Here is a 21,784-nt window from a genome sequence, read left to right on the forward strand (position 1 = left end):
TTACACCAAATCCTTCTTTATTTTCTCAATAAGGTCTTCCTTATTTTCAAACATTACAAATTCGGCATCTTTTACATAAGAAATTGTTCCAGTTTCTTCACTAACCACTAAGGCTAGCGCATCTGTTTTTTCAGATATTCCTAACGCAGCACGGTGGCGTAAACCAAAACGTTTAGGAATATTTATTTCGTTATTTACAGGTAAAATAACACGTGTAGCTTTTACCGTATTATTATCAATAATTATGGCGCCGTCGTGCAACGGACTGTTTTTAAAAAAGATACTTTCTATGATGGGTTGCGATACGGTAATGTTCATCTCATCACCTGTGTTTGTTAAGAAATCGAGATTGTTATTGCGCTCAATTACAATTAATGCGCCTGTATTGGTTGTTCCCATTTTTACGCACGCATTTACGATAGCTTCAACATCGTTAGTAGTTTCGGTATCTGTTTTTAGAAAATTAAAATTCTTAAAAATACGTCGTTTGCCCGATAGATTTGTTGAGCCAACCATAAGTAGAAATTTTCGAATTTCGGGCTGAAAAACTACGATTAAAGCAATAATCCCTACTTTCATAAAACCATCGACAATACGATAGAGTAAGTGCATATTAAGATAATCTGTGATTACCCAAACTAAGTAAATGATTATGATACCAATAAATATATTGATGGCAACCGTTCCTTTAACCAATTTGTAAATATAGTAGAGCAAAATGGCAACAAGGAAGACGTCGACGAAGTCAATTAATCTAAAATCTAAAATATTGATATCGCTCAAGTTGGTAGGTTTTGTGCTAATTTAAGAATTTAGACTTAATATTCTAATCGAAATTTTAGTTTGCTTGTAATTGTTGGTAAAGCGACACACATTCAACTGCTTCTTTTACATCATGAACTCTTAAAATCGAAGCGCCATTTTGTAAAGCAATCATATTTAAAGCCGTTGTGCCATTTAAGGCTTCTTTTGCAGAAGTGTTTAAAGTTTTATAAATCATTGATTTTCTAGATACTCCAGCTAAAATGGGTTTGTCTGCTATTTTAAGAAGGTTTAGTTTATTAAGAATTTTAAAATTTTGTTCTAATGTTTTAGCAAACCCAAAACCTGGGTCAATAATAATGTCATTGATTTTTGCTTTATGTGCTAATGCAATCTGCTCTGCAAAATAAAAGTTGATGTCCTTAATTAAATCTTGGTAATCCGTTTGTTTTTGCATGGTTTTTGGATTGCCACGCATATGCATCATAATATAAGGCACGCCAAGATTTCCGACTGTTTCAATCATCTTCTCATCAAGTTTTCCGGCAGAAATATCGTTAATTATTGCTGCTCCTGCTTCAATTGTTTGTTTGGCAACTTCGCTTCTAAAAGTGTCTATAGATATTAAACTTTCAGGAAAATGCTTCAAAATTAATTCCACAACAGGAACCACTCGTTTAAATTCTTCATCTTCACTTACAAAATCAGCACCTGGTCTCGAGCTATAACCGCCCACATCTATAAAAGTTGCACCTGCGTAAAGATGTTTTTCAACCTGATATAAAATAGAATTTTCGTCTTTGTAGCTTCCGCCATCATAAAAAGAATCTGGTGTAACATTGAGCACAGCCATAACTTTTGGTTGCGATAAATCTATAAGTTGACCTTTGCAGTTGATTGTCATATTTAAATAAATTCCAATTGTTAAAAACCAAATTCCAATTTTCTTGAACTTCTGATTTATTTAAGCGAAATTTACGCATAATTTATTTTTATTTAATGCAAAACACTTCTAAACAATACGATGCTGTAATTGCCAAATGCCGTAGCTTATTTATTAATAAAATGAGTGATTACGGTAGTGCATGGCGAATTTTAAGATTACCATCTTTAACCGACCAAATTTTTATAAAAGCACAGCGTATACGTAGTTTGCAACAAAACGATGTTAGAAAAGTAGATGAAGGCGAAGTAAGTGAGTTTATAGGCATAATAAATTATTGTATCATGGCTTTAATACAGCTTGAAAAAGGTGTTGTGGAGCAGCCAGACATGAATACAAAACAAGCTACAGAATTATACGACCATCATGTCTCGGTAACTAAGCAATTGATGCTAGACAAAAACCATGACTATGGAGAAGCTTGGCGAGATATGCGTGTAAGTAGCTTAACAGATTTAATTTTACAAAAATTATTACGCGTTAAACAAATAGAAGATAACTCAGGCAAAACTATTGTAAGCGAAGGTATTGATGCTAATTATCAAGATATGATTAATTATGCAGTTTTTGCAATGATTCATTTAGGAGAAGGAAAATAAGATTATGAAATACATAACTCAAATAAGTAGGATTTTCGTCGGAATATTATTTATCATTTCAGGATTTATTAAACTGAATGACCCACTAGGATTTTCGTATAAACTACAAGAATATTTTAGTACAGATGTGTTAAATATGCCTTTTTTAGAACCTTATGCGCTGGGCATTTCGGTATTTGTTGTTGTTTTAGAAGTCGTGTTGGGCATCTTCTTGTTAATTGGTTATAAGAAAAAATTTACCATTTGGTTGCTCTTAGGAATGATTGTCTTTTTTACATTCCTCACGTTTTATTCTGCATATTTTGATAAGGTAAAAGATTGTGGTTGCTTTGGTGATGCACTTAAATTAACACCTTGGGAAAGCTTTACAAAAGACGTTATTTTATTAGTATTAATCCTCATTTTAGTCGCAGGTCAAAAATATATTAAGCCAATCTTTAAACCCTTACCAAATGCTATAATTGCTTTATTAGGTTTTATAGCATCACTTTGGTTTGCTTACCATGTATTGATGCATTTGCCAGCAATCGATTTTAGAGCTTATAAAATTGGTAATAATTTGCAAGATGAGATGGCAGTGCCAGAAGATGCACAAAAACCAATTATTGAATATACATGGAAATTCAATGTTAATGGCGAAGAAAAAGAATTTGTTACTAATGGAAGTTATCCAGATGTGCCAAACGGCGAATATGTTGGTGTAGAAACCAATGAAATTGATCCTGGATTTATTCCAAAAATTCAAGATTTTACTATAGAATCTAGTGATGAAAACTTAACAAGCTATTTTCTAGAAAAAGAAAATCTTATTATGGTTGCCATGTATAATATTTATAATGCCGAAAAAGAAGGTTTAGCAAAACTGAAATCTTTTACGGACGAAGCCATAAAAAAAGGGTATACAGTTATTGGACTATCGGCTTCTGGTGAAGAAGCAAAGCAACAACTAAAAACACAATACAACCTTAATTTTAAGACCTATTTGTGCGACGAAAAAGTTGTAAAAACTATTGTAAGAGCCAATCCAGGTATTGTAATCCTTAAAAAAGGAACTGTAATTAATAAAGCACATTGGAATGATATTGAGGATATCAACTTAGTAGAAGTTGAGCCTGAAGAAGAACCACAACCTAAAGATGATGGAACTTTACATTTGATAGATAATCAAATTTCGACTAAAGAAGAATTTGAAGCTTTGAATGAATCACAAATCGAAAGCATGAGCGTTTTAAAAGAAAGAAAAGAAGGTGATGTGTTAGACTCAATTAATAAAAAACAAAATGCCAATTATACTTCTTTGATTGAAATTAAATTAAAAAATGATTAATTCTAATCGCCTAAAATATTCTGCTCAGCTACATTCTAAATAAAGCCTTTTACGTTCTTCTCACTTTAATAGGAGTAGTTACAGTCATATTTTTATTATTTACTGTTCTACCTGGCGACCCGGCAAAAATGATGTTGGGACAAAACCAAACTGTAGAGCAAGTCGAAGCTGTTAAAAAGAAATACGGATTCGATAAACCATTAAGCACCCAATATTTTTATTATCTCAATGATTTATCGCCATTATCATTCCATTCAACAAACTCCGACGATTATACATTTTTAGATAGTAGTAAATATTCAGCAACAACATTATTTACCATTGGAGAAACTACGACCGTTATTAAATTACCATACCTAAGAGCATCATTTGCCAAACAAGGCAAAAAAGTCAGCGAAGTCATTGGCGATACCTTGCCAAATACATTTGTTTTGGCTATCTCAGCGATAACTATCGCTATAATTTTTGGCTTGATTTTCGGTGTAATTTCCGCATTAAAAAAAGATACTTGGATAGATAAAAGTATTCAAGTGTTTAGCACATTTGGTATGAGTGTGCCTTCATTTTTTAGTGCTATTCTATTCGCTTGGTTATTTGGTTTTGTATTACACAAATACACCAATTTAGAAATGACTGGCAGTTTATACGAGCTAGATGATTTTGGAGAAAACGTTAATATCCGTTGGAAAAATCTCATACTTCCAGCCGTAGTTTTAGGTATAAGACCATTAGCTGTGATTATTCAACTCATGCGGAATTCTTTACTCGAAGTCATGAGCCAAGATTACATCCGTACCGCAAGAGCAAAAGGACTCTCGGAATTTCAGATTATAAAAAATCACGCCATTAAAAATGCTTTAAACCCGGTAGTTACAGCAATCTCAGGTTGGTTTGCATCCATGTTAGCAGGTGCTGTTTTTGTAGAATATATTTTCGGATGGAATGGCCTCGGAAAAGAAATCGTAAACGCCCTGAACACTTTAGATTTGCCCGTAATCATGGGTGCCGTTTTGGTTATCGCCACGTTATTCATAATCATAAATATCTTAGTAGATTTCATCTACAGACTTCTTGACCCAAGAGTAAAGCTAAACTAAGTTGAGTTCCGTATGAGTAAAAGCTCCTTGCCTTTAGTAAGTTTGTAATGGGCTTTTCTTAATACAAGAGTTAAGCTTTCTTAGTTTAAACTCTTATTTTTGTGAAACCTTAATATTAATCAACTAACAAATAGTTCCTTCCATTTGAGAAGGTCAGGATAGTAAAATGAGAAAACATATCGTCGCCGGAAACTGGAAAATGAATAATGATTTACCTCAAACCGAATCATTAATTACAGATTTAAAAAAGCAACTACAAACTTCAGAAGCTGAGGTAATGATTGCGCCTAGTTTTACAAATCTTTGGCATGCTTTTGAGGCATTACGACTGGACGATATCGAAGTTATTGCACAAAATATGCATTTTGCCGAAAATGGCGCCTACACAGGAGAAGTCAGTGCAAGTATGCTTACAAGTATAGGTATTAAAACCGTAATTCTAGGTCATAGCGAGCGTCGTGCTTATTACAACGAATCTGATGCAGATTTGGCAAAAAAGGTAGATGCAGCACTAGTAAATAATATGCGTGTAATTTTTTGTTTTGGAGAAGAATTATCCGACAGAAAAGCAGGAAACGAAGAAAGTGTAGTTAAAAGTCAGATAGAAAGCGCCCTTTTTCATTTAAGCGCAGATGCCTTCAATCACATTGTTTTAGCTTACGAACCGGTTTGGGCTATTGGTACTGGCGAAACTGCAACTCCTGAGCAAGCGCAAGATATGCATGCTTTTATCCGTAAAACTTTGACAGATAAATATGGCGAAACAACTGCAAATAACGTTTCAATTCTTTATGGCGGAAGTGTAAAACCAAACAATGCCAAAGAAATTTTTTCTAAACCAGATGTAGATGGTGGACTTATTGGTGGCGCATCGCTAAAGGCTGAAGATTTTTTTGCCATCGTAAATGCATTTTAGATACATAATTTGGGCGTTACACTACTACGCAATAGCTCCGTAGTGTCGCGCTTTCGCAAGTCGCTCTCTGCGAGGAGCTCCGACAATTGCTCAATCGCTAACGCGCGCTGGAATTATGCTAGTTCTTAGAAGAAATTCAGGGTTCTACATTTATTAAAACAAGGAACAAAAGAGAGGTTTTAAAAACTTTACTTGTTTACAGCTTCGTAAAAATTAATTTCAAATTAAAAATACATGTCAGACAACATATACATTGGTTACAACTTTACAGTTTCACCATTGCAACCTGCAACAGAAATTTTGATAGCAGAATTGGGATTTGCTGGTTTTGAAAGTTTTGTAGAAACAGAAACTGGAGTTACTGCTTACATTCAAAAAGAAGAGTGGCATGATGCTATTTTAAGTGATATTCAAATTTTAAGTTCAGACGAATTTAAAATAGAATATACCTTTAATGAAATTGCACAAACCAACTGGAATGCCGAATGGGAAAAAAACTTTAATCCTATTGTTGTTGATGATTTAGTAACAGTTCGTGCGCCATTTCATGAAACACCAAATACAAAATTTGATTTGGTAATAGAACCAAAAATGAGTTTTGGCACAGGTCATCACGAAACCACTCACATGATGATTCAGCACATTCTTCAAAATGATTTTAAAAATAAATCTGTTTTAGACATGGGTTGTGGTACCGGAGTATTGGCAATTCTGGCAGAAAAATGTGGCGCTTCATCTTTAGATGCAATAGATATTGACAATTGGTGTTACTTAAACAGTCTCGAAAATGTAGAACGGAATGACTGTAGAAACATTTCGGTTTACGAAGGTGATGTTTCGCTTTTAGAGGGTAAATCTTACGATATCATCATCGCAAATATCAACCGTAATATTCTACTTCAAGATATTTCAACTTATGCAAACTGTCTTGATAAAAACGGTACATTGTTTTTAAGTGGATTTTATGAGGACGATATTTCTACGATAGAAGCCGAATGTAATTTAAATGGCTTAAAACTTTCTTCAAAAATAAAACGCAACAATTGGGTAGCATTAATGTTCAATAATTAACACTTATTGCCGATTCTGTCCTATATCGATGAAGTACTTAAAACTTTAACAAAAAAGTTAAGAATTTGTTAAATAAATACGGTTTTTCCGTAATCCTTTTTTGTTTTCTCAGCGTAACTTAGAGTAAATAATATTATTCGATTTTAGATTTCTATTTAGAGCCATTTCATTTTGGCACTCAGGAATTTTTATGTCTTGTTTTGCGTAAAACATTTAAAACCAAATTATTAACAAAAACCCAAATTAAAATGAAAAATTTAATGAAGCCTTGGATAGTTTGCCTATCTGCCTTTTTGCTATTTTTTGCATCATGCGAAAAAGACACTTCCACGGATGAAGAATTATTAGTTGATGAAGATATAATCATCAACGCAACAAATCTCGAAAACAGAACTGCTGTAACTGATATAGAATTATTAAATTCAATAAAATCCTTAGATATTGATGTTGGCGTTGTTTCTGTTGGCGATTTCCACCTACCAGATGGCAGCACGGAAGAGCGCATCTACATAGGTAGTGATATTACAATAACTAGAGATGAGTTAACCGAATGGGCAAATAATGCTTCTAGTACAACAAGACAGTACCGAACATTTAATCTTGTGAGTGAAAATAATCAAACTATAAATATTTTAGGTTATACCGGCGGAAGCCAAGCTTTATCATCTAAAGCGCAAACGGCACTATCAAGAGCCATTGCTAATTATAATAATATCAGTGGAATGACGCTACAGTTTAATTTAACGTTTGGTACAAATTTTCAAGCTGCTGATATGGTGGTTTATGATAATACTGTAAATACACCAGGCGGAACAGGTGGTGTTGCAGGTTTTCCTTCAAACGCAGGGTTACCAAATAAATTTGTTCAGATTTATGGTATTGAGCAATTTTCAACCAACGTAAACGAACACGTCATTACCCACGAAATTGGTCATTCTGTCGGTTTTAGACACACGGATTGGTTTGATAGATTAAGCTGCCCTACATCTTCTCAAGGTAATGAAGGTTCAGGGTCTAATGGTGCTGTTCAAATCCCAGGAACACCTTCAGGAAGAGATTTAACATCTGTCATGCAGGCTTGTTTTTCTACGAGTGTGAGTGGAAATTTTAATGGAAATGATGTTATAGCATTAAGAGCTATGTATCCAGATAACAGTGGACCTTGTGATGGTATTCAAGAATGGCAAAGTGGTAATAGTTATAGTATTGGAGACCGCGTTACATATTTTGGAAATCTATATGAGCTTGTTTCTGGTGGATGGGCGTTTATTACGTCTTGTAACTAGATTCATTTTTTCCCCCAACCTAAATGGGTTATTTTCTTAATTGAAAATGCCCATTTATTTTTAGTTGGCGTTATTTTAACGTATTAAATATGTCTAAATGAGAGTTTTGTTCGTTTTAGTATTGTAATATTTTTTAAATTAGCATAATACTTTATGGCAATGGAATATCAAGAAAAGCACCAAGAAGAATTATTAGTTGAAGAAGAAGTGGTTAAGCAAAACGAAATTGTTTTATTTAATGACGACGTTAACACATTTGACCATGTTATAGATACATTGATTTATGCTTGCGATCATACACCAGAACAAGCTGAGCAATGCTCAATTTTAGTTCATTACAAAGGAAAGTGCACAGTAAAAACTGGGCCTTATGAAGACTTAAAACCACGTTGCTCTAAGCTTTTGCAAGCTGGCTTGAGTGCAGAAATAGTATAAAAATAAAAAATCCCGCTTTTGCGGGATTTTATATGTCATGGAACTAAAAATTTTTATAATGTCGAAGGACAGACAAAGTCCGTCATAGGCAAATCTGTTTTTTTAATGGCTCCAAATCCTCCGGCGACATCAATTAACTTTGTAAAACCTCTTGCCTTTAAAATAGAAGCAGCAATGACAGAACGATAACCACCAGCACAGTGAATGTGGTATGTTTTATCTTTACTTATTTCATTCATATTCTCATTAATAGTGTCTAAAGCAAAATGTTGAGCATCCTCTAAGTGTTTGGAGTTAAATTCACCATCTTTACGTACATCAAGGATATTAACATTATCGTTTTTTACACTTTCTGCAAATTCTTCTGCAGAAATAGATTTTAAAGTTTCAATATCTTTTCCTGCGGTTTTCCAAGCATCAATACCACCTTTTAAATATCCTAATGTGTTGTCATAACCAACACGAGATAATCTTGTGACTGCTTCAGCTTCTTTACCTTCTGGAGTAACCAAAATAATAGGCTGTTTAATATCTGTAATTAAAGCACCTACCCAAGGTGCAAATTGACCGTTAAGACCAATAAATATTGAATTTGGGATATGACCTTTAATATATTCAGATTGTGGTCGAACATCTAATACTAAAGCTGACTCGTGATTGGCTAACGCCTCAAAATCTTCAGGACTTAATGGGGTATCACCTTTTTGGAGAACTTCTTCAAAGGTAGAGTAGCCAGTTTTATTCATCATTGCATTTTTTGCAAAATACTGTGGCGGTGGTGCTATACCACTTAGAACCTCTTTTATAAATTCTTCTTTGGTCATATCTTCACGTAGCGCATAGTTGGTTTTTTTCTGTTCGCCCAAAATACCTACTGTTTCTTTGCTTAAGTTTTTACCACACGCAGAACCAGCACCATGCGCAGGATATACAATAACATCATCAGCTAACGGCATAATTTTATTTCTCAAAGAATCATACAGCATACCTGCTAAATCTTCTTTAGTTAGGTCTGACTTAATTGCTAAATCTGGACGACCAACATCTCCAAGAAATAAGGTGTCTCCAGAAAAAATGGCATGGTCTTTTCCGTTTTCATCTATTAGTAAATAGGTCGAAGACTCTAATGTATGACCAGGTGTATGAAGCACTTTTATGGTTAAGGCTCCGATTTTAAATTCTTCTTCATCTTTTGCAGAGTAAATGTCATAATCTGTTTCAGCTCCTGGACCATAAATGATTGTTGCCCCTGTTTTTTTTGCTAAATCTACGTGACCAGACACAAAATCGGCATGAAAATGCGTTTCAAAAATATATTTAATTTTAGCATTATTAGCTCTGGCTTTATCAATATATTGTTGTGTTTCTCGAAGTGGATCTATAATAGCAACTTCACCATTGGACTCTATGTAATATGCACCTTGAGCAAGGCATCCTGTATATAATTGTTCTATTTTCATAATCTTTTAATTTCTTGATTCAAATTTACAAAACTTATATTTTTATCAATGTGACAAAAGTCACTTAAGCCTTATAAAAGTTCTTTTAAAATAATGTATGTTCCCATAATAAGCGTAAAATAACCAAACCCTTTTTTTAGTTTTTTTCCATCGATAAATTTTGAAAGATAAATACCTACTAAAATTCCGACTATTGAAAATGCTGTAAAAATGAGTAAAAACATCCAGTCTATATTGATGTGCTCTATATCGCCTAAAAAGCCAATTAATGATTTAATCGATATGATAAATAAAGAAGTTCCTATTGCAGTTTTCATTGGTAATCTAATAAAAAACACAAGTACTGGGATATTTAAAAAACCACCTCCAGCGCCTACAAAACCACTAATAACACCTGTCGCTAGACCCAGTAATAAAACAGTAAATACATTATAGCTTCTATTTTTTGAATCAGTTTCTTCAAGTATTTCCTTTTTAAAAATCATAGAAATGCTTGCCAATAAAATTACAACCGCAAAGATGAGCATAATGAAAATATGGCTAGTCACTTCAAAGTTTCCAACAGAAATCATGACTTCGGGCAACTTCGGGATAAGAAATCTTCTAGTGAGATAGACTCCAATGATTGACGGTATTGCAAAAATTACGGCTGATTTATAATCTACCAAACCTCGTTTTAAACTCTGAAATGCACCTACAGTTGAAGTTGCGCCTACAACAAATAATGAATATGCAGTAGCTATTATGGGATTAAAGCCAAGTAAATACACAAGAATAGGAACTGTTAGAATAGAGCCACCACCGCCAATTAACCCCATAATTACACCAGCTATAATTGCACAAATATATCCTAAAACATCAGTTGTTTCCATTAATGAGGAAGTTTGTTTTTAATAACACCATATGTGTAAGTACCTAATAAAGCAGCAGCAATTACAATAAAAATTGAAAATACTCCTGTGCCTACTAAAATATACATTGGCCCTGGACAAGCGCCGCACAAAGCCCAGCCAAGTCCAAAAATGCTTCCGCCAATAATGTAACGTACAAATCCTTTTTCCTTCTTAGGAACTGAAAGTAAATTACCTTTTATGGTTTTGAGTTTTATTTGCTTTGAAATAAGTAAGATTATGACGCCTGTGGCAACAGCGGTTCCTATGATTCCATACATATGAAAAGATTCAAATTTAAACATCTCAAAAATGCGATACCAAGAAACAGCTTCAGATTTTACCAATACAATTCCAAAAAATATTCCTATAATTAAAAATTTAATGTATTTACTCATGGCTAAAATATTAAAGGAAAAATTAAATGTATCATAACAAGTCCGCCTATAAAAAAACCAATTACCGCAATTAGTGAAGGCAACTGTAAACTGCTTAAGCCCGTAATAGCATGGCCAGATGTGCAACCACCAGCATAGCGAGTACCAAAGCCAACTAAAAATCCTCCAATGATTAAAATGAGTAAACCTTTGACAGAAAAAACATTTTCCCAGCTAAATAATTCTGGTGGCAAAAGCGATAACCCGATATTTTCAAAGCCTAATTGATTTAAATCTTTTATAGTTTGTTGATTTAAATTAATATCTGTTGGATTTGAAAGTAGATGATGCCCAATAAATCCACCTACAATAGCTCCAAGGACTACAACAAGATTCCACCGTTGAGCTCTCCAATCAAATTTGAAAAATTCCACTTTTTTTCCTGCTCCACTCATGGAACATAGTGTTCTTAAGTTTGAGGACATACCAAATGTTTTGTCCAAATAGAGTAGAGCAAACATTACTATTGCAATTAAAGGTCCAGAAACGTACCATGGCCAAGGATTTAAAATATATTCCATTTTTAAAATTTTGTACAAAAATAGAATTATAAATCTCTCTCTATGTTACAATTGTTACTAAAAGCTGATGACTTCGATTCTGTGACGGCCGAGTTTTATTTTGTTCTCTTTTTCAAGTTGCTTTAAAAGTCTAGAGATTACAACTCTAGAAGTGTGTAAATCCTCAGCAATATTTTGATGTGTTATATTTAATGTAGTAGAAGACGTTAGTTTAACTTTATCGTGGAGATATTTATAAAGTCTTTCGTCCATTTTCATAAAAGCTAAAGTGTCAATAGTTTCTAGCATTTCATCGAATCTGGTCTGATAACTTTGAAGGATAAAATTTCTCCAACTTTGGTTAGTATTAAACCACTTTTCCATGTGTTTTAATGGAATCATTATAACCTTAGCTTCTTCGTCTGCTACAGCTCTTATTTTACTGCTAGATGTAGACATGCAACACGTTAGCGACATAGCGCAAGTATCACCGTGCTCTAAAACGTAAAGTAATAGCTCTTCACCTTCATTATCTTCTCTAAGAACTTTAATATTTCCCTCGATTAGTAAAGGAACATACTCCAGTTTTTGACCGATATCTATGATAATATCATTTTTATTAAAATTTTTAATAATAGCTACTTTGCTAATATTTTCTATAAGTTCTTTATCAAACAGAAATTCAAAAGGCTTAAGATTTTCAGAGTTTATCATATTTCAAAAATAAGAATTACATTTTTTTGAAATAATAGTTTGGTTGTTTTTTAATAAATGTATTATATTTGCACCCACTTAAAAACGGCCATGTGGCGCAACTGAATAGCGCACTTGATTACGGCTCAAGAGGTTCCAGGTTTGAATCCTGGCATGGTCACAATTTATTTAAAACTCCTTAAGCAACTTGTTTAAGGAGTTTTTTTGTTTTCTCTTATATAAAATTATGTTTATAAGCCAAAGCCATTAATGAGAGGGAGTTGTTTTCTTTGATTAAATCAAGTTTTATTAATACTATTTTCTAGGATGATAAAAGTCATCTTTTCTCTTTCATCTCTCTAGTAAATTGCACAAATAAATAATAAAAAAAATGTGCACTTTAGTTTCAAAATATAATGTATCAGGACCACGATACACAAGTTATCCTACAGTTCCGTATTGGGATAATGAAAAATTTTCTTTAAAAAATTGGAAAGAAAATATAATATGTAGTTTCAATGAAAGTAATAGTTCTGAAGGTATAAGTCTTTATATACATTTACCTTTTTGTGAAAGCATGTGCACATTTTGTGGCTGTAATAAGCGAATAACAAAAAATCATGAGGTTGAAATACCCTATATAGAATCTGTAATAAATGAGTTTAGATTATATACTAAGTTGTTCGACTCACAGCCTATAATAAAGCAAATTCATTTGGGAGGTGGAACTCCAACTTTTTTTTCGCCCGAAAATCTGGATAAACTTCTTAGCGGTATTTTTTCAATTGCAAAAAAAGCAGAACACATTGATTTTAGTTTTGAGGGACATCCAAATAACACAACAAAAACCCATTTAAAAATTTTAGCTAAAAATGGCTTTACTCGTGTTTGTTATGGTGTACAAGATTATAATATTAAAGTGCAGAAAGCAATAAATCGTATACAACCTTTTGAAAATGTTGAAAAAGCTACACTAACGGCTAGAGAATTAAATTATAATTCTGTAGGGCACGATATTATTTATGGACTTCCTTTTCAAACAAAAGAAGATGTTGTTAATACAATAAAAAACACAATTAAGTTACACCCAGACCGTATTGCTTTTTATAGCTATGCACACGTACCATGGATAAAAGGAAATGGGCAACGCGGATTTAAAGATACCGATTTACCAAACGCCACACAGAAACGTTTACAATACGAAATAGGAAAAAAAATGTTGTTGAAAGCTGGATATGTAGAAATTGGCATGGACCACTTTTCACTTAAGACAGATAAACTATATAAAGCACAAGAAAACGGAACTATTCATAGAAATTTTATGGGATACAATGATAGTAAAACGCAATTAATGATAGGTCTTGGTGTTTCTTCTATAAGCGATAGTTGGTATAGTTTTGCTCAGAATGTAAAAAATGTTGAAGAATATCAGCAATTGGTTAATGAAGGTACTATTCCCGTTTACAGAGGACACGTTTTGACTGATGAAGACTTAGTGATACGCAGACATATTCTTAATTTAATGTGTGGTTTTGAAACTTCATGGAAAGATGAATCATTATATTTTAATCAGCTTCCTGATGTTCTCATAAAACTTAAAGAATTAGAAAAAGATGGTTTAGTAGAAATCTATTCTGAAAAAATTAGAGTAACTAAAAAAGGTCGAGCTTTTGTAAGAAATATATGCCTACCGTTTGATTTGCGCTTACAAAGGAAGAAACCAGACACGCAACTATTTTCTATGACTGTATAAAAACTTATTGTAATTTGAATGTATAAAAAAGCATCACTTCTCAGTGATGCTTTTTCTGTGTTAATTTGCTAATTAAGACCTCGTGATTTCATCTTCTGAAATTACTTCTTTTTGGTGAGATGCTATATTGGACATTCCAGCAGAAATAATAAGCATACCAACAACTAAAATAAGTCCTGCTGAAATAATAAGTATTAGAATAAAATTATCCATTATTCTGCTCTTGAACTATTAGAATCTTGCTGCTTTTTATCTGTATTTACCATAGAATATACTATGGCTGCCATAATAAAGCAAACAATAGCAAATACGCCAATGATAATAGCTCCCATTCCCCAATTGACTAGTGGTATAGATAATAGTGTTTTCATAATAATTTTTTTTAAAATTAATGTATTAGTGACAACTATGTGTTGCAGAAACTTGCTCAATAGCTACCATTTCTGAAGGTGATATATAAGGAATGTCTAATCCTAGACCTCTGAGAATAAATAATATTCCAACAATCACTACAAGAACAGGAATGGCTTTTATAATAAGTTTTTTTAAGTTATTGTTTAAAAAATTACCTAGATAAATAGCAGTAGTCATTAATGGTATGGTACCAATTCCGAAAAAAAACATATAAAGAGCACCTTCCATAACACCTTGTGATGCAATTGCACCAAATATTGCCATATATACTAGTCCGCAGGGTAAAAGACCATTTAAATAGCCTAATGTAAAGAAAGTCCCAGGGTCTTTACGTTTAAGCTGTTTTCCCATAGCACTTTTTACTCGACCAACAAATTTATATAATGGCTTAGAAAAATTATACCGATTAAAAATTTTAGTAGGCATGATAATAACAACAATCATTAAAACACCAATAATTATAGAGATTTGTTGTTGCATCCCGAATAAATTGAGACTTTTTCCTAAGACACCAAAAAGAGCTCCAAGAACACTATACATAAGTAATCGACCGGAATGATAACTCACTAATTGTAACACTTTTTTTGAATTACTTCTGCGGTCCAATGGTAACAAAAAGGCAATAGGTCCGCACATGCCAACACAATGGAAACTCCCTAATAATCCTAATATGATTGCAGCGTAAAACATCTAATAAGTTATAGATTCTTTGTATAAATAGTTTTTATCTTGAAATTTGAATGCTATAGTGATATTCCACCGACCGTCTAGCAACATATTGTCAGGTATCACTAAGTTTTGTCCAGATAATTTTAAAGGTAATTCAAAGTCAAGTTTTTTATTAGATGGTCGGTACAAAAAAACATTACCAGTAATCATTTGTGTTTCTAGCTCTTTTGGAAAGTTCAATAACCAACCTTCTGGTGTTTTTTTTCCAGTAATTTTAGTACTCAAATATTGCATATTAGTTTCTGCATCAATTTCGGTTTGGTAGGCCATTTCTTTAGCGTAATATTCTTCTGTTACTAAGTCGTGACTATAGTTTTTGTCAGTACTCATTGTTATAACCATGTATAGAATAAATGTCATAAAAGCGAGCATACCTAATACAATTCCTTTTCCCCAATTCCATTTCATAGCTTTTTAGTTTTAGTGAGATTTAAATTTTTATCTTGCTTTTGCAACATTAATTTTGCTTCACAAGCTTTATTTGTTCCTAGTTGCCCTTTTTTGCAACCTTCGCAACATTTCTTTTTTTCTGAATTCATTTTTAATTTATGGTTTTAGTCCTTTACTTAATTCAGGAAGAACTTTAGCATATTTTATTTATAACTACGAGGTCCTAAAAAGGCAGTCGTTGTTGTTTCTATTTTTTTGTCACCACTAAAAACACCTATCTCCAATCTGTCTTTATCACCCGAAAGAGCAGCGGCATTAATTTCAATAAACAGAGTTCCTTCTGCAAGACCTTGTCCATCAACTGTAAAATCATTGTTAGAGACCAATTTTATTGTGCCTTTGTGCGATAATAATTTAAAATTAACATTATCAATATCGTCTATTGTTTTATTTACAAGCTTAAAGGTGTAGACATTACTTATTATATTATCTGCTTTGCGCTCGTACAATTGTCCAGGTAATCTTAAGATGCGAGCTTCAATGTCGTTTCTTAAAAAAAGCATTCCTATTAATACTGCCGTAAGTATGCCTAAGACAGCAGTGTAGCCTTTTAATCGTGGCGTAAAAGTGAATTTAGCTTTCTTTTCTATGTTTTCTTCGCTGGCATAGCGTATTAAACCTTTAGGAAGATTTACTGCTTCCATCATATGGTCACAAGCATCGATACAGGCAGTGCAATTGACACATTCTAATTGGGTACCATTTCTAATGTCTATTCCTGTTGGGCAAACGTGCACACAAGCAAAACAATCAATACAATCTCCTTTTCCGGTTACCGAACGGTCTTCATTTTTTTTAAATTTTGCACGTCCTTTTTCTTTCTCACCACGCTTATGGTCATAAGCTACAACGATAGACTTATTGTCGAGTAATACGCCTTGTAATCTTCCGTATGGGCAAGCTATTATGCATACTTGCTCTCTAAACCAAGCAAAAACAAAGTAAAATACGCCAGTAAAAATGAGTAGCGATATCAATGTACTGACATGCTTAAATGGTCCGTCTGTGATATATCTAATCAATTGATCACTGCCTATTAAATAGGCCAAAAACACGTTAGCTATTAAAAACGAAATAATAAAAAAGATACTCCATTTTAAGACTCTCTTTTTTAATTTTTCCTTATTCCATGGCATTTTTTTTAATCGAACTTGTTTTCCTCTATCACCATCTATCCAATATTCAATACGACGAAACACCATTTCCATGAAAATTGTTTGTGGACATACCCAACCACAAAATAAACGTCCAAACGCCACTGTAAATAATATGACAAATACAACTCCGATAATCATCATTATAACAAACAGATGAAAATCTTGTGGCCAAAATGGAAATCCAAAAATATTGAATCGTCTTTCTAAGACATTAAACATCAAAAACTGATTGCCATTTATTTTTAAAAAAGGAGCAGAAAACAAAAATATGAGTAGGACATAACTAACGTATTTGCGGTATTCGTACCACTTTCCGTCTGGTTTTTTAGGAAATACCCAAGCACGCTTTCCTTCTTCGTTAAGCGTTCCTATAGTATCTCTAAAATTATGTTGCCCTTGTTCTGCCATTTTATTTTCTTTCTCTTAAGAATGCATAGTATTTTTTGATTCTTTAATCAATAAAAGAAAGATGGCATCAAAAACTCCTACGACAGAGTGTTTTACGTCTTCAGGAATTTCAAAAGAGTCAAAGCGCTCTAATCTATAACTGTCCGTTTCTGTGTTAAAATCAATTTCGCCTTGTACTACCATCAACTTTGCTTTACCAGCTGCTATATGGTCTGCTAGTGCCACACCGCTTTTTAAACCTATGGCCATGAGCTTTTTTCCAGCTTTGTTATAGATTTGCTTTACAAGCGGTTGGTTACTCTTGGGTAACGCTTCTGAAATTTCGTTTAACAAAATCATTTTAGTCTTTGTTTTCTGTTACGATATCTCCAGTTACAGGTTGGTCTTCTATAAGAATGTTGACCTGAGTACTGTCTATAATTTCAATCTTTGCTTCTTCAATTGGTGCATTTGGGTCTGTCCAAATTTCTCCTTCTGGTGCTTTTGGTTCAGCTGGTGTTGTACCATGAAGAGACAGAACATAACTAGCTACTTGTGCCATTTCAGAAGGTTTCAAATTTGTTTTCCAAGCAATCATTCCTTTTCCGTCGCGACCACCTTCAGATATGGTTTTAAAAACATTTTTAATACCGCCGCCTAAAATCCAATTATCATCAGTAAGATTTGGTCCAATTCCTCCGCCACCATCAGCTTTATGGCATGCAACACAGTTGGTTACAAAAATATTTTTACCGGCGTTAAGGTCACTAGCATCAGATAGTAACGTTACCGTGTTAATGTCTACAAGGTCTTTGGCTGTTTTTTTCCATTCTTCGATTTCAATTTGGGCCTGAGCAACTGCTGCTTCATACTCTTCAGCCTGGTCGTAGTCATTAAACACCTCAAAACGAATTAAATATATAATGGCGAATAAAATGGTTGCATAGAAACTGTATTTCCACCATGGTGGTAAATCATTATCTAATTCTTTAATACCATCGTAATTGTGGTCTAAAATTATTTCATGTTCTTCTTCTATAGCTTTGCTACCAAGAAGTGATTTGTATTTATTTTTTACCCATTTAAATTGATTTGCTTTTGCTAAAACTTCTTTTTCGTCATATCGTTTTTTTGCTTCTTCGGTAAGAGATTGATATAATAGGTTTTTTAAAGCTGCAGCGCAAACTTCTCCAGCAATGTAGAATAACATGACGCCACCTAAAACAACCCAAGCTAGCGGTTGTTCATTAAATATTGAAGTGTCACCAGTAGTTCCTGCCCAGTTGAGGAAAAGATATCCAATAATAGAAAAACCAATGATTCGTAGTAAAGGTGCTAGTGATTTCATAATTCTATTCCGTTTATAGTTACTGTATCATCATCAAGAGGAATATTACTTACCTCTTTGATATGTGCTTTTTTTGCCGTGAATACCCACCAAAACAAAGCGGTGAAAAAGACAAAGAATATGAGTAAAGAAATAATTGGATAAATCTCTACGCCTTCTATATTTTCTAAGTTTCCTTTTACAAATTTCAACATGGCTTATTGATTTAGGTTAGTTGCAGTTTCACCCGCATTTTTAATTTTAATATCAGTTCCGAGTCTCTGTAGGTAGGCGATAAGTGCAACGACTTCTCTATTACGCATTTCTATAAAATCTTCACCATTTTCTAGAGCATACTTTTTATCGGCTTCATAAGTTTTTGCAAAATCAGGGTCGCTATACAAGTTTTTCTCTATCTGTGTTCCTTGTTCGTCCATCCATGATTGTGCTCTTTCTATTTCTTCTTGTGTATAAGGAACTCCTAAGGTTACCATTGCTTTCATTTTGTCTTCGGTTGTACTTTTGTCTAGTTCGCTATTAATAAGCCATTTATAAGAAGGCATTATTGAACCTGAAGATGTACTTTGTGGGTCGTAAAAGTGATTTAAATGCCAGTTATCGCTATATTTTCCGCCAATCCGCATTAAATCTGGTCCTGTACGTTTGCTTCCCCAAAGAAATGGATGGTCGTAAACATATTCTCCTGCTTTTGAGTATTCTCCGTAACGTTCTACTTCACTTCTAAAAGGACGAATCATCTGTGAGTGACAAGACACACAGCTTTCTCGTATGTAAATATCTCGTCCTTCTAATTCAAGAGGTGAATATGGTTTAACGCTAGAGATTACAGGTACATAATCATCAACCATTAAGGAAGGAATAATTTGTACCATGCCGCCGATAAGGATTGCGATAGTTGCAAAAATCGTTAGCTTAACTGGTCGTCTTTCTAACCATGTATGATAACCTTCTTTAGCTGTACGTTTTTTAGTCACTCTTTGAAGTGGAGCTGCTTCAGCAAGTTCGTCAGTTACTTTTGAACCTGCTCTAGCAGTCATGATAATGTTGTATACTCCAATTAGTGCACCTACAATAAACATACTACCACCAATTGCGCGCATCCAGTACATAGGAATTATTTCACTTACGGTTTCTAAAAAGTTACCATAGGTTAATGTACCGTCCGGATTGAATTGCTTCCACATAGAAGCTTGTACAAATCCTGCTACATACATTGGTAATGCATATAAGATTATACCTAATGTACCTATCCAGAAATGAGCGTTTGCTAGTTTGTTAGACCATAAAGTCGTTTTAAATAATTTTGGTACCATCCAATATACCATACCAAAAGTGAGGAATCCATTCCATGCTAGTGCACCTACATGAACATGGGCAATAACCCAATCACTAAAATGTGCAATAGCATTTACATTTTTAAGCGACAACATAGGACCTTCAAAAGTTGCCATACCATATCCAGTAATTGCTACTACCATGAATTTTAAAACTGGGTCTGTACGTACTTTGTCCCAAGCACCACGAAGTGTTAGCAATCCGTTAATCATTCCGCCCCAAGAAGGTGCAATAAGCATCACAGAAAAAGCAACACCTAAATTTTGTGCCCAATCTGGCAGTGCTGAATATAATAAATGGTGTGGTCCTGCCCAGATATAAATAAATATTAATGACCAGAAATGAACAATCGATAGTCTATAGGAATACACAGGTCTGTTAGCAGCTTTAGGAACAAAATAATACATCAGTCCTAAAAATGGCGTGGTTAAAAAGAATGCCACAGCATTATGACCATACCACCATTGCACCAAAGCATCTTGAACACCTGCATAAGCCGAATAACTTTTTAAAGCACTGACAGGAAGCTCGATACTATTTACAATATGAAGCACTGCAACAGTTACAAAAGTGCCTAGGTAAAACCAAATAGCAACATATAAATGACGTTGACGCCTTTTAAAAATTGTACCAATAAGGTTTGCTCCAAAAGCCACCCAAATTAATGCAATTGCAATATCAAAAGGCCACTCTAGCTCAGCGTATTCTTTTGAAGTCGTGTAGCCTAATGGAAGCGTTATAGCAGCTCCTACAATAATAGCTTGCCAACCCCAAAAATTTAAATTACTTAACCAGTCCTTCCACATACGCGCTTTAAGTAATCTTTGAGTCGAATAATAAACACCGGCAAAAATGGCATTACCTACAAAAGCAAAAATCACCGCATTGGTATGTAGTGGTCGCAGACGTCCAAAACTTAACCATGATATACCATCTGTTAGGTTAGGAAATAGAAACATAAATGCTAGTAATAGACCAACACTCATTCCTATAATGCCCCAAAACATTGTAGCGACAATAAATTTGCGAACGATTTTATTATCGTAATAAAATTGTTGTACTTCCATAATTATTTTAATTGATTTTTTAGTGTAGTTGATTTGCAAATAAGATTACTAGCCTCTTTTTTTTCTTTGATGACTTCGTCTTCAAAAAGCATACGTACTGATGGCGTATAAGTGTCGTCGTATTGGCCTTTCTTTACTGAAAAAATAAATGCTGCAAAAAAAACTAGTGCTACAAGAACACTTATTGAAAGAAGGATATATATGATATTCATATCTGAATTAATTATGCTGTAAAACTACTAGCATCTCTTTTTAAAAAAGATGACATTTGTCACCAGTAATTTTATTTTTTTTAATTTTTTTCTCTTTAAATTAAAGACGAAGCCCTTATGTTAAACCACTAAATACATTAGCATAACTTGCGACTTAATTTTTATACTTTTTAATTGTTTTAGAATTTTTTCAGCTTCTTTTTTTATTAATTCACAGAACGTTTTTAGTTGATTTTCAAAACGATTAATGACATTAGTGTATATGTCAAATCTCTTTTTTAATTGATGCGAAATGGTAGGGCAGAGGTTTGATTTTTGGTATATGTCTTTTTCAAATGACATAAGTTCTTTTTCGGTTTGATTTACCCAAGATGTATATTCAGAAAAGCTAGTTTCGTATTTTTTTGCTGCTTTATAAAAAAGGCGAAGCAGCTTTAATTCATTTTGCTGTGGTTCTGTAAAAACTATTGTTGTAAATGAATTGATGTTAGGTGTTTGAGCGGATAGAGTATACAT

The 21,784-nt window shown here is 33.5% G+C and carries 27 protein-coding genes and 1 tRNA gene; 9 read left to right on the forward strand and 19 right to left on the reverse strand.

The window, feature by feature from the left end; translation table 11 throughout:
* Together cdaA and folP are read right to left on the reverse strand one after the other, a co-directional pair.
* The gene (gene cdaA / locus ACFQ1Q_RS11955; protein ID WP_386131753.1) at positions 1–783 is read right to left on the reverse strand and encodes a diadenylate cyclase CdaA; all 783 of its coding nucleotides are present in this window, start codon (positions 781–783) and stop codon (positions 1–3) included.
* A 55-nt stretch (positions 784–838) separates the two neighbouring features.
* Complete coding sequence (gene folP, locus ACFQ1Q_RS11960) at positions 839–1,666, reverse strand: dihydropteroate synthase (protein WP_386131756.1); 828 nt, start codon at positions 1,664–1,666, stop codon at positions 839–841.
* 95 nt (positions 1,667–1,761) lie between these two features.
* Here folP and ACFQ1Q_RS11965 point away from each other — a divergent pair, with 95 nt between their 5' ends.
* The 7 genes from ACFQ1Q_RS11965 (at position 1,762) to ACFQ1Q_RS11995 (ending at position 8,436) form a co-directional block, all read left to right on the forward strand.
* Entirely contained in the window at positions 1,762–2,304 is a 543-nt protein-coding gene (locus ACFQ1Q_RS11965) for a DUF1599 domain-containing protein (RefSeq protein ID WP_386131759.1), read from the forward strand.
* A 4-nt stretch (positions 2,305–2,308) separates the two neighbouring features.
* Entirely contained in the window at positions 2,309–3,631 is a 1,323-nt protein-coding gene (locus tag ACFQ1Q_RS11970; RefSeq protein ID WP_386131762.1) for a BT_3928 family protein, read from the forward strand.
* A gap of 20 nt (positions 3,632–3,651) precedes the next feature.
* A complete protein-coding gene (locus ACFQ1Q_RS11975; RefSeq protein WP_386132675.1) occupies positions 3,652–4,728 on the forward strand; it encodes an ABC transporter permease in 1,077 nt (358 codons plus the stop codon).
* A gap of 166 nt (positions 4,729–4,894) precedes the next feature.
* Positions 4,895–5,644, forward strand: coding sequence for a triose-phosphate isomerase (gene tpiA, locus ACFQ1Q_RS11980; RefSeq protein WP_386131765.1), 750 nt, complete (start codon positions 4,895–4,897; stop codon positions 5,642–5,644).
* 234 nt (positions 5,645–5,878) lie between these two features.
* On the forward strand, positions 5,879–6,715 hold the full coding sequence (gene prmA / locus ACFQ1Q_RS11985; protein ID WP_386131768.1) for a 50S ribosomal protein L11 methyltransferase: 837 nt from the start codon (positions 5,879–5,881) through the stop codon (positions 6,713–6,715).
* Between the two features lie 248 nt (positions 6,716–6,963).
* Entirely contained in the window at positions 6,964–8,001 is a 1,038-nt protein-coding gene (locus ACFQ1Q_RS11990) for a M57 family metalloprotease (RefSeq protein WP_386131771.1), read from the forward strand.
* Between the two features lie 159 nt (positions 8,002–8,160).
* Complete coding sequence (locus tag ACFQ1Q_RS11995) at positions 8,161–8,436, forward strand: ATP-dependent Clp protease adaptor ClpS (protein ID WP_386131774.1); 276 nt, start codon at positions 8,161–8,163, stop codon at positions 8,434–8,436.
* 53 nt (positions 8,437–8,489) lie between these two features.
* Here ACFQ1Q_RS11995 and ACFQ1Q_RS12000 read toward each other — a convergent pair whose 3' ends face one another.
* The 5 genes from ACFQ1Q_RS12000 to ACFQ1Q_RS12020 form a co-directional block, all read right to left on the reverse strand.
* Complete coding sequence (locus ACFQ1Q_RS12000; protein WP_386131776.1) at positions 8,490–9,896, reverse strand: MBL fold metallo-hydrolase; 1,407 nt, start codon at positions 9,894–9,896, stop codon at positions 8,490–8,492.
* 71 nt (positions 9,897–9,967) lie between these two features.
* Positions 9,968–10,768, reverse strand: a complete 801-nt coding sequence (locus ACFQ1Q_RS12005; protein WP_386131779.1) for a sulfite exporter TauE/SafE family protein — start codon at positions 10,766–10,768, stop codon at positions 9,968–9,970.
* On the reverse strand, positions 10,768–11,184 hold the full coding sequence (locus ACFQ1Q_RS12010; RefSeq protein ID WP_386131782.1) for a DUF6691 family protein: 417 nt from the start codon (positions 11,182–11,184) through the stop codon (positions 10,768–10,770). Before ACFQ1Q_RS12010 ends, ACFQ1Q_RS12005 begins: the two co-directional genes overlap by 1 nt.
* 2 nt (positions 11,185–11,186) lie before the next feature.
* On the reverse strand, positions 11,187–11,744 hold the full coding sequence (locus ACFQ1Q_RS12015) for a YeeE/YedE family protein (protein WP_386131785.1): 558 nt from the start codon (positions 11,742–11,744) through the stop codon (positions 11,187–11,189).
* A 57-nt stretch (positions 11,745–11,801) separates the two neighbouring features.
* Positions 11,802–12,437 (reverse strand): Crp/Fnr family transcriptional regulator, encoded by a 636-nt coding sequence (locus tag ACFQ1Q_RS12020; protein ID WP_386131788.1) that lies wholly within the window; start codon positions 12,435–12,437, stop codon positions 11,802–11,804.
* A gap of 86 nt (positions 12,438–12,523) precedes the next feature.
* Between ACFQ1Q_RS12020 and ACFQ1Q_RS12025 the strand changes: the two genes are divergently transcribed.
* A tRNA-Arg gene (locus tag ACFQ1Q_RS12025) sits at positions 12,524–12,597 on the forward strand.
* Between the two features lie 210 nt (positions 12,598–12,807).
* Positions 12,808–14,169: an oxygen-independent coproporphyrinogen III oxidase gene (gene hemN / locus ACFQ1Q_RS12030; protein WP_386131791.1), complete on the forward strand. Its 1,362-nt coding sequence runs from the start codon at positions 12,808–12,810 to the stop codon at positions 14,167–14,169.
* Positions 14,170–14,241: 72 nt separating this feature from the next.
* Here hemN and ACFQ1Q_RS12035 read toward each other — a convergent pair whose 3' ends face one another.
* From ACFQ1Q_RS12035 to ACFQ1Q_RS12090, 12 genes are all read right to left on the reverse strand, one after another.
* Complete coding sequence (locus ACFQ1Q_RS12035) at positions 14,242–14,382, reverse strand: hypothetical protein (protein WP_386131794.1); 141 nt, start codon at positions 14,380–14,382, stop codon at positions 14,242–14,244.
* A complete protein-coding gene (locus ACFQ1Q_RS12040; protein ID WP_386131797.1) occupies positions 14,382–14,540 on the reverse strand; it encodes a hypothetical protein in 159 nt (52 codons plus the stop codon). Before ACFQ1Q_RS12040 ends, ACFQ1Q_RS12035 begins: the two co-directional genes overlap by 1 nt.
* 25 nt (positions 14,541–14,565) lie before the next feature.
* Positions 14,566–15,273 carry a sulfite exporter TauE/SafE family protein gene (locus ACFQ1Q_RS12045; protein ID WP_386131799.1) on the reverse strand — a complete coding sequence of 236 codons (708 nt, stop codon included), beginning with the start codon at positions 15,271–15,273 and terminating at the stop codon, positions 14,566–14,568.
* Positions 15,274–15,720, reverse strand: coding sequence for a FixH family protein (locus ACFQ1Q_RS12050; RefSeq protein ID WP_386131802.1), 447 nt, complete (start codon positions 15,718–15,720; stop codon positions 15,274–15,276). It abuts the gene before it with no gap.
* Positions 15,717–15,851, reverse strand: coding sequence for a hypothetical protein (locus tag ACFQ1Q_RS12055; protein ID WP_386131805.1), 135 nt, complete (start codon positions 15,849–15,851; stop codon positions 15,717–15,719). Before ACFQ1Q_RS12055 ends, ACFQ1Q_RS12050 begins: the two co-directional genes overlap by 4 nt.
* Positions 15,852–15,905: 54 nt before the next feature.
* Positions 15,906–17,327, reverse strand: coding sequence for a cytochrome c oxidase accessory protein CcoG (ccoG, locus tag ACFQ1Q_RS12060; protein WP_386131808.1), 1,422 nt, complete (start codon positions 17,325–17,327; stop codon positions 15,906–15,908).
* A gap of 15 nt (positions 17,328–17,342) precedes the next feature.
* Complete coding sequence (locus ACFQ1Q_RS12065) at positions 17,343–17,666, reverse strand: hypothetical protein (RefSeq protein WP_386131811.1); 324 nt, start codon at positions 17,664–17,666, stop codon at positions 17,343–17,345.
* Between the two features lies 1 nt (position 17,667).
* Positions 17,668–18,654 carry a cbb3-type cytochrome c oxidase N-terminal domain-containing protein gene (locus tag ACFQ1Q_RS12070; RefSeq protein WP_386131814.1) on the reverse strand — a complete coding sequence of 329 codons (987 nt, stop codon included), beginning with the start codon at positions 18,652–18,654 and terminating at the stop codon, positions 17,668–17,670.
* Complete coding sequence (locus tag ACFQ1Q_RS12075) at positions 18,651–18,848, reverse strand: cbb3-type cytochrome oxidase subunit 3 (protein WP_386131817.1); 198 nt, start codon at positions 18,846–18,848, stop codon at positions 18,651–18,653. The genes ACFQ1Q_RS12070 and ACFQ1Q_RS12075 overlap by 4 nt, the downstream gene beginning before the upstream one ends.
* A gap of 3 nt (positions 18,849–18,851) precedes the next feature.
* Positions 18,852–21,056 (reverse strand): cytochrome-c oxidase, cbb3-type subunit I, encoded by a 2,205-nt coding sequence (ccoN, locus tag ACFQ1Q_RS12080; RefSeq protein ID WP_386131820.1) that lies wholly within the window; start codon positions 21,054–21,056, stop codon positions 18,852–18,854.
* Positions 21,057–21,058: 2 nt separating this feature from the next.
* A complete protein-coding gene (gene ccoS / locus ACFQ1Q_RS12085) occupies positions 21,059–21,268 on the reverse strand; it encodes a cbb3-type cytochrome oxidase assembly protein CcoS (protein ID WP_386131823.1) in 210 nt (69 codons plus the stop codon).
* 120 nt (positions 21,269–21,388) lie between these two features.
* Complete coding sequence (locus tag ACFQ1Q_RS12090) at positions 21,389–21,784, reverse strand: hypothetical protein (RefSeq protein WP_386131825.1); 396 nt, start codon at positions 21,782–21,784, stop codon at positions 21,389–21,391.

Origin of the sequence: Winogradskyella litorisediminis (genome assembly GCF_042675765.1) — a bacterium.
Taxonomy (GTDB): Bacteria; Bacteroidota; Bacteroidia; order Flavobacteriales; family Flavobacteriaceae; genus Winogradskyella; species Winogradskyella litorisediminis.